Annotated in this window: 13 protein-coding genes and 1 pseudogene; 4 read left to right on the forward strand and 10 right to left on the reverse strand. The window is 73.1% G+C overall.

Going from position 1 to position 11,041, the window contains the following annotated elements:
* The first annotated feature begins 111 nt into the window (after positions 1–111).
* The 3 genes from ACWD1Z_RS35615 to ACWD1Z_RS35625 all read left to right on the forward strand — a co-directional run bounded on the left by ACWD1Z_RS35615 (position 112) and on the right by ACWD1Z_RS35625 (position 1,783).
* The gene (locus ACWD1Z_RS35615) at positions 112–636 is read left to right on the forward strand and encodes a DUF421 domain-containing protein (RefSeq protein WP_451124773.1); all 525 of its coding nucleotides are present in this window, start codon (positions 112–114) and stop codon (positions 634–636) included.
* 85 nt (positions 637–721) lie between these two features.
* Positions 722–1,414, forward strand: a complete 693-nt coding sequence (locus ACWD1Z_RS35620; protein WP_451124775.1) for a hypothetical protein — start codon at positions 722–724, stop codon at positions 1,412–1,414.
* An 81-nt stretch (positions 1,415–1,495) separates the two neighbouring features.
* Positions 1,496–1,783: a general stress protein gene (locus tag ACWD1Z_RS35625; protein WP_451124777.1), complete on the forward strand. Its 288-nt coding sequence runs from the start codon at positions 1,496–1,498 to the stop codon at positions 1,781–1,783.
* A gap of 356 nt (positions 1,784–2,139) precedes the next feature.
* On the opposite strand, the gene ACWD1Z_RS35630 is transcribed toward ACWD1Z_RS35625, so the two are convergent.
* Positions 2,140–2,340: a hypothetical protein gene (locus tag ACWD1Z_RS35630; protein ID WP_451124779.1), complete on the reverse strand. Its 201-nt coding sequence runs from the start codon at positions 2,338–2,340 to the stop codon at positions 2,140–2,142.
* Positions 2,341–2,522: 182 nt separating this feature from the next.
* Between ACWD1Z_RS35630 and ACWD1Z_RS35635 the strand changes: the two are divergent.
* Positions 2,523–3,089, forward strand: a pseudogene (locus tag ACWD1Z_RS35635) (LLM class flavin-dependent oxidoreductase); the annotation flags it as partial.
* Between the two features lie 186 nt (positions 3,090–3,275).
* On the opposite strand, the gene ACWD1Z_RS35640 reads toward ACWD1Z_RS35635, so the two are convergent.
* From ACWD1Z_RS35640 to paaA, 9 genes are read right to left on the reverse strand one after another with little or no spacing between them, the layout of a single operon-like run.
* Complete coding sequence (locus ACWD1Z_RS35640) at positions 3,276–4,535, reverse strand: kynureninase (protein WP_451124781.1); 1,260 nt, start codon at positions 4,533–4,535, stop codon at positions 3,276–3,278.
* Positions 4,532–5,380: an alpha/beta hydrolase family protein gene (locus tag ACWD1Z_RS35645; RefSeq protein WP_451124783.1), complete on the reverse strand. Its 849-nt coding sequence runs from the start codon at positions 5,378–5,380 to the stop codon at positions 4,532–4,534. The genes ACWD1Z_RS35640 and ACWD1Z_RS35645 overlap by 4 nt, the downstream gene beginning before the upstream one ends.
* Positions 5,370–6,218: a tryptophan 2,3-dioxygenase gene (locus ACWD1Z_RS35650; protein WP_451124785.1), complete on the reverse strand. Its 849-nt coding sequence runs from the start codon at positions 6,216–6,218 to the stop codon at positions 5,370–5,372. The genes ACWD1Z_RS35645 and ACWD1Z_RS35650 overlap by 11 nt, the downstream gene beginning before the upstream one ends.
* Positions 6,219–6,243: 25 nt before the next feature.
* Entirely contained in the window at positions 6,244–7,020 is a 777-nt protein-coding gene (locus tag ACWD1Z_RS35655; protein WP_451124787.1) for an SDR family oxidoreductase, read from the reverse strand.
* A gap of 32 nt (positions 7,021–7,052) precedes the next feature.
* Complete coding sequence (locus ACWD1Z_RS35660) at positions 7,053–8,168, reverse strand: 2Fe-2S iron-sulfur cluster-binding protein (protein WP_451124789.1); 1,116 nt, start codon at positions 8,166–8,168, stop codon at positions 7,053–7,055.
* A gap of 10 nt (positions 8,169–8,178) precedes the next feature.
* Positions 8,179–8,697 carry a 1,2-phenylacetyl-CoA epoxidase subunit PaaD gene (gene paaD, locus ACWD1Z_RS35665; RefSeq protein WP_451124791.1) on the reverse strand — a complete coding sequence of 173 codons (519 nt, stop codon included), beginning with the start codon at positions 8,695–8,697 and terminating at the stop codon, positions 8,179–8,181.
* Positions 8,694–9,434 carry a 1,2-phenylacetyl-CoA epoxidase subunit PaaC gene (gene paaC, locus ACWD1Z_RS35670; protein ID WP_451124797.1) on the reverse strand — a complete coding sequence of 247 codons (741 nt, stop codon included), beginning with the start codon at positions 9,432–9,434 and terminating at the stop codon, positions 8,694–8,696. The genes paaD and paaC overlap by 4 nt, the downstream gene beginning before the upstream one ends.
* A gap of 55 nt (positions 9,435–9,489) precedes the next feature.
* Positions 9,490–9,801 (reverse strand): 1,2-phenylacetyl-CoA epoxidase subunit PaaB, encoded by a 312-nt coding sequence (paaB, locus tag ACWD1Z_RS35675; protein WP_451124793.1) that lies wholly within the window; start codon positions 9,799–9,801, stop codon positions 9,490–9,492.
* Positions 9,798–10,808 (reverse strand): 1,2-phenylacetyl-CoA epoxidase subunit PaaA, encoded by a 1,011-nt coding sequence (gene paaA, locus ACWD1Z_RS35680; protein ID WP_451124795.1) that lies wholly within the window; start codon positions 10,806–10,808, stop codon positions 9,798–9,800. Before paaA ends, paaB begins: the two co-directional genes overlap by 4 nt.
* Positions 10,809–11,041: the final 233 nt, after the last annotated feature.

The following is an 11,041-nucleotide window of genomic DNA, read 5'->3' on the forward strand; positions in this document are numbered from 1 at the left end:
GCCAGTATCAAGCACGGCTCAGTCACTACAAGCGCCGTGGACACAGCCCTTGAAAACTGCCCAGCACTCAGAACAAGCACCGTTGCAGTACTAGGGGGTACCAGTGGGGACATGTTCTTCGACTCCTGGGATGACCTCGTCCGCGTTTTGATCATGGCGGGCCTCGCCTATCTGCTTTTGATCGCTGCGGTCCGCGCGTCCGGCAAGCGAGCCCTATCGAAGATGAACGCCTTCGACCTGGTCGTTACCGTGGCGTTGGGCTCGACCTTGGCGACGATTCTGCTCAACCGCCAAGTCGCGCTCCTCGAAGGTGCCGCCGCCCTGTGCATGCTGGTGGCGTTGCAGTTCTTCACCGCTTGGGCGTCGGTCCGCTACGGTCGGGTCCAGCGCCTGGTGAAGGCCGACCCGACCGTGCTGCTGTACCAGGGCCGCATGCTGCATGAAGCGATGAGGCGCCAGCGAGTGACACCCGATGAAGTGCGCCAGGCCATCCGTGCTCAAGGGATCGGCGCCATGGAAGACGTGCAAGCCGTCGTGCTGGAAACGGACGGCAGCTTCAGTGTGATCACCCGCTCCCAGTACGGCTCCGGCACCGCCCTGGACAATGTCGAGCATGCCCACCGCGATCCTACATAAGCCGGGCATTACGCTGATGCCCCTGCCCTGTGGACAGGCGGAGCGCGGACGCATGAAACGCGTAGTGAGCGAGTGAGCGGCTGACGTGGGTCGAACTACCGAGCAGGACTCCGTGCGTGAGCGCCTGGCCCAGGAACTGCTGGACCGGCTCACGCCCGTGATGAGCGCCCTGGGACTGCTGTTCCTGCTTGTCGTCATCGGTGAGCGCATGGCCAGGTCCGGAACGGCGATGCACACCGCCATGACGGTGACCGGCTGGCTGCTGTGGGCAGCCTTCGTCACCGAGTTCATCGCCCGCCTGGGCCTGGCGGAGCACCGGGGACAGTTCCTGCGCCGCAACTGGTGGCAGGTGATCTTCCTGATCCTGCCCTTCCTACGGGTGCTTCGCCTGATGCGTTCCCTTCGCCTCCTGCGCACCGGCCGGGTGCTCTCCTCGACCGTGCGGTCCTCACGGTCGGCGGGCCGGCTGCTCAGCGACCGAGTGGCGTGGCTGGGCATGATCACCGTGATCACGGTGGTCGCCGCAGGGGAATTGCTGTACGAGTTCGACCGCCCGGCCGAGTCGTTCGCCCGCACCCTTCACGCCACGGCACTGATGGCGATCAGCGGCGAGCCGACGGGAGCTACAACCGCCTACGGCAAGCTCATCGAACTCGTGCTGGCCCTGTACGCCGTCACGGTGTTCGCCTCCTTGGCCGGAGCCTTCGGCGCCTACTTCATGGGCAACCGCAGCCCGACACCGCCCGGCACGCCACCGGCCGAAGAGAAGCGGCAATGACAGCGGACCCACCCGATCCGCTGGGCATGTCGTCGAGCACCAAGGGAAGCGGGGCGTCGAGCGAGGAAGGACTGAATGGATATGCCGGAAATCGACCCGAATCCCCCCAATCCGGTCAGCCTGGCCTGGAACAAGGTGGCCAGCTACGACAGCTATGAAGACGCGCAAGACGCGGTCGACCGACCGTCGAACAAAGGTTTCCCGGTGGAACATCTCGACATCATCGGCATCGATCTGCGGCTGGTGGAGCATGTGACGGGACGGTTCACCAAGGGACGGGCCGCCGCCGCGGGGCCGTCGGAGGCGCCTGGTTCGGTCTGCTCCCCCCAGTCGTCATGGAATTCAGCGTGCCCGCCGGTTCGCGGATGAATCCGGTGTCCACGCCGTTCGTCGTCGTGGACGCGAGCCCCACGGCCGTGTGGTGGAACCACGTCGAACCGGCTTCGTGCGCGCGGAGTTGTTGGTGCCGGCGTGGACCAGGTCGTAGGTCGTGCCGCCCTGCGTGATCCCGGACAACTGGCTGTGCTCTGTCCACGTCTCGTTCGTTCGCGCGGTCGCGGCGATGCGTCCGTCGGCCAATTCGTTGCAGAGCTTGTCGTATGACCACGGTGTGTCCGAGCCGGTCTAGGAGGTCAGCTGGCTGGCGTCAATGTAGTTGAACACCGAGCCGCCCGGGCAGGTGGATGCGCTGCCGTCCTGACTGGTGAGGTTGCCAGCCTTGTACTTCAGCCGAGGAGCAAGGCAGCGCGGCCGCAACAGCGGAGAAACCCGCATGGTGACTTGTACTTGGTGAGGTTGTCGGTGCGGGTGCGGATCTTGGTGGTGTCCTTGCCCGCGCTGGCGTAGCTGTAGGCGAGGTCGATGAGGGCGGTCGTGGCCGCGGTGGTCTTGATCGCGCTGGGGCGGCCGTTGTCGTCGATCGTCACCGACTGCGTCGTGCCGCCGGGGTAGACGGCCTTGGTGCGCTTGTCGTTGTTGTTGTAACCGAAGTCCGTCTTCTTGCCGAACGGGTCGACCAGATAGTCCAGGCGGCCGGCCTTGTCCCAGGTGTAGTCGGTCTTGCCGGAGGAGTCGGTGTAGTAGTCGACCTCGCCGCCCGGCGTGTAGGGGTGCCGTGCCGCGCTTGCCGCTCGCCCTGCTGGAGGAGACCATCGGCTCGGTCCGTGCGCTGCTGCGCGGGGAGCGGGTCGAGCTGGAGGGCCGGGAAGTGCGGCTGGTGCATCCGCCCGTGGAACCGCCGCCGGTCGTCGCGGGTGTGGTGCGGCCCCGTTCCTTGAGGCTGTCCGGGCGGGTCCCGGCCGGCACTGTGATCGCCGAGGGGCACGGGCCACGTGAGGTGGAAGCGGCGCGGGCGTTGGCCGAGAAGGGCGGGCGGGCTGGTCCCGGTCACACTCTGACGGTGCTCGCCTTCTGCTGCGTCGGCGACGATCCGCAGCAGGTGGCGGAGACGCTGCGGCCTCAGGTGGAGAGTCAGGGCGCCGTGCTCGGGCGCCCTGCGGAGCAGGTGTTCACCGTCTCCGGCCGGGCCGGGGAGGCCGCCGACCGGGTCCGGGAACTGGCGGCGGCCGGGGCGGACACGGTCGTCCTGCGGATGGCCGGGGCCGAGCCTGCGCGGCAGCTCGCCCCCCTCCTACTGGAGGCCCCGGCCGCTGAGGAGCACCTGAGGAGCCGGTGAGGAGCGGACCGGTCCCTCCCGGGTCAGGCGTGGTCGATCAGGGTCGGGGTCGGCGGCACGACGTCGGCGGTGGTCTCGCCGTGCTCGGGCACCATCGCGTCGGCGTACGCCAGGCGCTCGGTGCGCTCGGCTCCTTCACCGTCTCCTGGTGGCGGCCCGGGTGCGCCTGGCCGCCGCCCGGTCCTCTCAGGTCACCGGTCCCGTGGTCGGCGGCGCGGGGTCGTAGGCGGCGTCCCGGGTGAGGTCGCGCAGGCGCAGCGCGGCTGTGAGGAGGTCCCGGTGGGTGGTGAAGAGGGCGTTGACGCCGAAGCGCAGCAGGTCGGGCGCGCGCATGTCGGCGATCACGCCCCGCTCGGCGAGGGCGACGGCCAGTCCGCGGGCGTGCGGGTGGCGCAGGGTGACCTGGCTGCCGCGGCGGGCGGGGTCGGCCGGGGTGACGGAGGTGAAGCCGAGGGGGGTGAGGAGTGTGTCCGCGCAGTCGAGGAGGAATCCCGTCAGCGACAGGCTCTTGGCGCGGACGTCGGCCAGGTCGACGCCGTCGAAGGCGGTGAGGGCCGCTTCGAGGGCGAGCAGCGACAGCACCGGCGGGGTGCCGATGCGGGCACGGGCGATGCCGGGGGCGGGCGTGTACTCCTGCGCCAGGCCGAACGGGTCGGCGTGGCCACTCCAGCCGGGCAGCGGCGTCTCCAGGACGGCGTGGTGGCGGCGCGCCACGTACAGGAAGGCGGGGGCGCCGGGGCCGCCGGAGAGGAACTTGTAGCCGCAGCCGACGGCCAGGTCCACGCCGATCGCGTCGACGTCGAGGGGCAGGGCGCCGGCCGCGTGGCACAGGTCCCACAGTGTGAGGGCGCCGGCGTCGTGGGCGGCGCCGGTCAGTGCCCGCATGTCGTACAGCTCCCCGGTGCGGAAGTCGACGGGCGAGTAGCTGACGACGGCGACCCGGTGGCCCTCGGCGGCGAGGAAGCGCGGGAGGTCCGCGGGCTCCACCCGCCGTACCTCCAGGTCCCGGCGGCGGGCGACCGCGTCGGCGAGGTAACGGTCGGTGGGGAAGTGCCCAGGGTCGGTGACCAGCAGCGAGCGGTCCGGGCGGAGCGCGGCGGCGGCGTCGAGCGCGGTGAACAGCTGCACGCTGGTGGAGTCGCCCGCGACCGTCTGGCCGGGCGCGGCCCCGATGAGCGCGCCGATGGTGTCCCCGACCCGCAGGGGAGCTTCCCACCAGCCGTTCGCGTTCCAGGAGCCGATGAGGCCGGTGGCCCACTGGTGCCGCACCACGTCGTCCAGGGCCGCGGGGACGGCGGCGGGCAGCGGGCCGAGGGAGTTGCCGTCGAGGTAGACGACGTCCGGCGGGAGGAGGAAGCGGGCGCGGAGGGGGGCCAGGGGATCATCGGTGTCGAGCCGTGCGGCTCGCTCGCGCAGGTCGGCGGGGGCGGACAGTGCGGTGGTCATCGGTGTGCGGCCTCCTCGCCCGCGCGGCTGGAGTCCTTCGAGGGGAAGGCGGCGGCCATGTCGCGGAGGGCGTCGGCGACCGCGCGGGCGCCGGGCGCTTCCGGTTCGATGAGGGTGTAGTGGCCGGTGCCGGGCAGGACGACCGTCCTGAGGTCCCGGTGCACGGCCGCGTAGTCGCCGAACTGGGTGAGGGGGACCTCCTCGTCGGCGGCGCCGTGCAGCAGCACGGTGGGGACGCCGGTGGTGCCGGTGTCGCGCAGCAGGGTGAGGGGGTCGACCTCGGGCAGCCGCTGCGCGAAACGCTCCTCGCCGCCGAGGAGTTGGAGGGCGGCGTCGTTGCTGAGGCGGTCGCGGCGGGTGGCGGTGAGGTCGGTGATCGGCGCGAGGGCGAGGACGCTCGTCGGCAGGGTGCGGGTGTGCCAGCGGGAACCGGGCGGCAGCAGTCCCCGGGCGGCGCACCACAGTGCCAGGTGGCCGCCGGAGCAGTGGCCCGCCAGGACGTAGGGGCGCCCCTGGGGCAGGGTGTCCACGATGCGGGCCACGTCGTCGAAGGTCTCGGGGTAGCCGCCCGCGCCGCCGGAGCGGCGGAAGCCGGGAAGCAGCACCTCGAAGCCCTGCCGGGACAGCCAGGCCGCGAACGGGGTCAGGTGCATGCGGTCGTAGCGCCAGTAGCCGCCGTGCAGCAGGATCACCAGCGGGGCGTCGGGGTGGTCGGACGGCCAGGCGTCGTAGGACTGGTGGGGGTGGTCGCCGTAGCGGCCGTGCGCCGGTGCCAGGACCGGTTTCAGGCTCAGGACCCGCTGCTCCTCCTCGGCGGCGAAGGCGGAGACGGCGCTAGATGTCACCGCGCACCTCCCACAGTTCGGGGAAGACCGGGCGGGTGGCCCGCTGCTCCAGCCAGGCGAGCCCGGCGGAGCCCGCGCTGCCGGGTTTGGCGCCCATGGCGCGGCGCACCACCAGGACGTGGTCGTGGCGCCAGCGGGTGACGAGTTCGGCGATGTCGGTGAGCAGTTCGCCCAGCGCGAGGTGGGGGTGGTGCTGTGGCCCGGCGTAGATCTGCCGCCATGCCTCGGTCACCCCGGGGTCACTGGTGTACGGGCGGGTCATGTCGCGTTCGCGGACGTGGCGCGGGACGGGCAGGCCCTGCCGGTGGAGGTAGGCCAGTACCTCGTCGTACAGGGACGGTTCGCGGTAGGTCTCGGCGAGGGCGTCGTGGACGGCCGGGTCGCCGCGGTGGGCGCGCAGCAGCCCGGCGGACTTGTCGCCGAGGAGGAACTCCAGGTGCCGGTACATCGCCGACTGGAACCCCGACGCCCGGCCGAAGGCGGCCCGGAAGCCGTTGAACTGGGCGGGCGTCAGGGCGGCGATGGGCGCCCAGGCGCCGACCAGTGCGGTCAGCGCGCGGCGGCTGCGCGTCAGGGCGTCCATGGCCGCGTGCAGGTCGTCCTTGGCGAAGGCCACCCGTGCCGTGCGCCACTCGTGCGCGATCAGGGTGAACCACAGTTCCATCACCTGGGTGGTGACGAGGAAGCCCATTTCGTCCGGGGCCTCGGTGAGGGGGTGCTGGAGGGAGTTGAGGACGGACGCGTGGACGTACGTGTCGTAGGGGCTGGCGCCCGTGAAGGGCCGGGTCAGGGCGTCGTCCGTCACCGGCTCGTCGAGGGCGGACGTGGGGTCGTTCATCGCATCTCCTAGGAACGCGGCCGGGTCACACACCGAGGTGGGCGCCGCCGGAGGCGTCGATCCACTGGCCGGTCACCCAGCGGGCGTCGTCGCTCGCGACGAAGGAGACGACGTCGGCGATGTCCACCGGGTCGCCGAGCCGGCCGAACGTGGAGGCCTCGGAGTAGCGGCGGCGGATCTCCGGGACGGCGAGGGTGGGGTTGATCTCCGTCTCGGTGTAGCCGGGTGCGACGGCGTTGACGGTGATGCCCCGGGGTCCCAGTTCCTGGGCCAGGGAGAGGGTGAGGTAGTCGAGGGCGGCCTTGGTCATGGTGTACGAGACGATCGCCGGGAAGGCGACGCGGGTCGCGACGGAGGAGATGTTGACGATCCGGCCGCCGTCGCGCAGGCGGTCCAGGCAGCGCTGGATGATGAAGAACGGCGCCTTGGTGTTGATCGCGAAGACGCGGTCGTAGTCGGCCTCGGTCACCTGGGCGAGGGGGCGGGGGACGGTGATGCCCGCGTTGTTGACGAGGATGTCCAGGCCCGCCGGGGCGTCCCGCTCCGCCAGGGCCGCGTCGAAGGCGGACCAGAGGGTGTCGGCGTCGCCGGGGACGCCGAGTTCGGCGTGCACGGGGAAGGCGCGTCCGCCGTCGGCGTCGATCTCCTTGACGGTCCGCTCGGCGGCCGTCCGGTCGTGGCCGTAGTGGACGGCCACCAGGGCGCCCTCGCGGGCGAGGCGGCGGCTGATGGCTCTGCCGATGCCCCGGCTGCCTCCGGTGACCAGGGCGGTCTTTCCCTCGTGGCGGGCGGTGGCGGTCATCGTGGGTCTCCTTAGCTTCAGGGGCGTACGGATCAGGTGTCGAAGTCGAGGGTGATCTCGGGGGTGAGCGGCCGGGCGCGGCAGACGAGGGTGTAGCCGGCGGCGTGGTCCCGTTCGTCCAGGGCGTGCTGGCCGTCGGCCGTCACCTGCCCGGACAGGACCTTGGCGCGGCAACTGCCGCACACGCCCTCGCGGCAGGCGTACGGCACGTCGGGGTGGGCGCGCAGCAGGGCGTCGAGGAGGACCGGGTCGTGCGGCTGGACGGTGGCGACACGGCGGCGGCCGTCGAGCAGGGCGGTGACCTGGACCTGTCCCGTCCCGGGTGCGGGTGTGGCCGGTTCCGGTGGCCGCTGTGCCGTCCCCCCGGCGGTGAACAGCTCCCAGCGGACGAGCGCCGGATCGGCGCCCTCCTCGGCCAGGACCCGCCGCGCGGTGTCGACGAGGCCGGGCGGTCCGCACAGGGCGTAGGCGGTGTCCGGGCCGGGGCAGGCGTCCACGGCCGCCAGCAGGCGGCGCAGCCCGGCCGCGTCGAGCCGTCCCGCGGGCGGGCCGCCCCCGCTCCCCCGGTCCTCGCGGGTCAGTACGTGCAGGACGGTGCACCGGTCGACGAACTCGTCCTTCACCTCGGCCAGTTCGTCGGCCAGCAGGGCGTCGGCGGCGGTACGGACCGAGTGGACGAGGGTGACGCGGCAGGCCGGGTCCCGGCGCAGCGCGTGGGCGGCCATCGGGGCCAGCGGGGTGATGCCGGTGCCGCCCGCGAGGAGGACGTGGTGGGCGCCGGGCAGCTCCGGCAGGGCGAAGGCGCCGGTGGGCGGGGAGAGTTCGAGGTGGTCGCCGGGTGCGAGGCGGGTGGCGGCGTGGGTTCCGAAGCCGTCGGGGGCGCCCTGTTTGATCACCAGGCGGAGGGTCCCGGGGGCGTGCGGGGGCGGGCAGACCGAGTAGCTGCGGCGGAGTTCGCCGTCGCCGTGGCGGTGCCGGACGACGACGTGCCGGCCGGGGTGGTGGGCGAAGACCTCGCGCAGGGCGGCGGGCACGTCGAAGGTGACGGCCACCGTGTCGGCGGTCGGGTGGCGGACCTCGGTGACGCGGAGCCGGTGCCAGCGGGTGCGGGGTGAGGCGGCGGGCGGGGCGGGGGCGGCGGTGTTCACGGTGGGTGCCTTACAGCGCGGTCAGGTGGGGGAAGGGCTCGCGGCACGCCGTGCACCACAGCACCGACTGGCAGCGGGAGGGCCCGAAGGGGCTGTGCGGCCGGGTGGCCCGTGAGCCGCAGTGCGGGCAGGGCACCTCGCCGAGACCGACGAGGACCGGGCCGGGGCCGCCGGGGGCCGGGGTGACGGGCGGGGCGATGCCGTGCGCGGCGAGTCGGCGCCGGCCCTCGGGGGTGACGCGGTCCGTCGTCCAGGGCGGCGCGAGGACCTGCCGGACCCGGCCGTCGGGGTGGCCGCAGGCGGTCAGGACCTCCCGTACGGCGGCGGTGATCTCGCCCAGCGCGGGGCAGCCCAGGTAGGTGGGTGTGATCTCCACCTCCAGTACGCCGTCGGCGGCCGGGGCGACGGAGCCCACCACGCCGAGGTCGCCGAGGCCGATCACCGGCAGTTCCGGGTCCGGGAGCGCCGCCACCCGTTCGCGCACCTCCTGGGCGGAGCGGCGGGAGGTGTCCGGTTCAGTCCCGCTCACCAGGTGCCTCCGGGGAACTGCCGCCGCACCGACTGCAGTTCGGCGATGAGCGGCCCGAACTCCTCGGTGTGCAGCCCCGAGCGGCCTCCCGTGGCCGACCAGGCGGGCCGGGGCACGGTGAGCCCGGCCCGGTTGACGACCTCGGTGACCTGCCCGAGCCACGTCTCGCGCAGCGGTGCCGGGGAGGGCACCGTGCCGGAGGCGGCCAGGCGGCGCAGCACCTCGTCCTCCTCGAAGAGTTCGGCGGTGTACGGCCACACCCGTTCCAGGCCGTCCCGCATACGGCGGGCGCTCTCCTCGGTGCCGCGCCCCAGCGTCACCGTCCAGCGGTCGGCGTGCAGCCGGTGGTAGGCGACCTCCTTGGCGGCGCGGGCGCCGAACGCGGCGAGGTCGGGGTCGGCGCAGTGCGCGAGGGCCTCGTAGTACAGGACGGCGTAGTGGGTGTAGGCGAGCTGCCGGGCCACGGTCACCGCGAAGTCGCCGTTGGGGAGTTCGGTCAGCAGGGCGTTGGTGAACTCGCGGTCCGGGCGGCCGTAGGCGAGGTCGTCCTCGGTGCGGCCGGTACCGTCGAGCCGTCCGGCGCGGGTGAGCAGGGCGCGGGCGTGGCCGATCAGGTCGAGGGCGATGTTGGACAGGGCAAGGTCCTCGTCGATGGTCGGCGCGCGGGTGATCCACTGGCACAGCCGCTGGCCGAGGACGAGCGCGTCGTCGCCGAGGCGCAGCAGGTGCCGGGCCAGGTCGGGTGCGGCGGACGGTCCGTCTGGCCGGGGGTCCGGGCGCGCTGCCGGGGCGTCACTCGTGATGCTCACCTTCGGGGCCTTTCTCGGTCAGCGGCGCGAAGTGCTCGGGGTAGCGGTAGGGCTTGTGGCGGGCGCCCGCGAAGTACGGGTCGCGTTCGTCCGGGGAGGCCGTGTGGACGGCGTCGGAGCGGACCACCCACACCGACAGCGGGTCGCCCCGGCGCGTGTACAGGTCGCGGGCCGCGGCCAGCGCCGCGTCCGGTCCGGCCGCACGCACCGAGCCCACATGCTGGTGGGCCAGGCCCCGGCGGGCCCGCACGAAGACCTCCCAGGACGCCGGTGCGCCCTCCCGCGTCCCGCTCATCCGTCCTCTCCTCCCCGCGCGTCTTCGACGGCGGCGTACGCGGCGGCGGCCTCGCGGACCCAGACGCCGTCCTCGTGCGCGGCCCGGCGGTGCGCGATGCGCTGCCGCGCCCAGTGGGTGTCGTCGCCCAGTGCCTCGCGGTAGGTGTCCCAGTCGATCGGGGTGAAGTCGTAGTGGCCGCGCTCCCCGTTCCAGCGGATCGCCGGGTCGGGCAGCGTCAGGCCGAGGCGTTCGGCCTGCGGGACGCAGGAGTCCACGAAGCGCTGGCGCAGCTCGTCGTTGGTGTGGCGCTTGATTCCCCAGGCCCTCGCGCGGCGGGAGACCGCGGCGCCCGGTGCGGCGGTCCGCGCGTCGGCGCCGCCCGCCTCGGTGTCGGGCGGCCCGAACATCAGCGCCACGGCCGGCAGCCACCAGCGGTCGACCGCGTCCTGGGCCATCTCCTTCTGCTCCGGCGTCCCCTCGCACAGGGCGCGCATCAGGTCGTAGCCCTGCCGGACGTGGAACGCCTCCTCCTGGCACACGCGGCGCATCGCCCGGGCGTACGGCCCGTAGGAGGTACGGCACAGGGGTGCCTGGTTGATGACGGCGGCGCCGTCCGTCAGCCACGCGATGGCCCCGGTGTCCGCCCACGTGAGCGCGGGGTGGTTGAAGGTGGCGGAGGCGCGCTGCTGCCCGCGGTGCAGGGCGTCCAGCAGGTCGGCGCGGTCCACGCCGAGCGTCTCGGCGGCGGAGTACAGGTACAGGCCGTGACCGGCCTCGTCCTGGACCTTGGCGATGAGGACCGACTTGCGGTGCAGGGACGGGGCGCGGGTGAGCCAGGCGCCCTCCGGCTGCATGCCGATGATCTCGGAGTGGGCGTGCTGGGCGATCTGGCGGACCAGCATGCGGCGGTATCCGTCGGGCATCCAGTCGCGCGGTTCGATCGTCTCACCGGCGGCGACGAGCGCGTCGAAGCGCGCGAGCAGGTCGCTCTCGTCCACGGCGGGGGCGGTGGCCGGCGCGGTCACCGGGCACCGCCCGGGCGTCCGGTGACCGCCGCGGCGGTGCCGTACCGCGGGCACCGTCCGGGGGTGCCTGCCCGTACCGGCTGCCTGGGCACGCGCATCACTCCTTCGGTTCGGGACCGCCCGCGCGGGGCCGGGCGGAGCGGGTGGCTTCGTAGCGGAAAGAGGCCCCGGGCGCGGCCCGGCTATCCCCGCGGCGCCCGGTTCGGTCGCGTGACAAAGCTCACGGGCCGGTC

Source organism: Streptomyces sp. NPDC002784, from assembly GCF_053592135.1.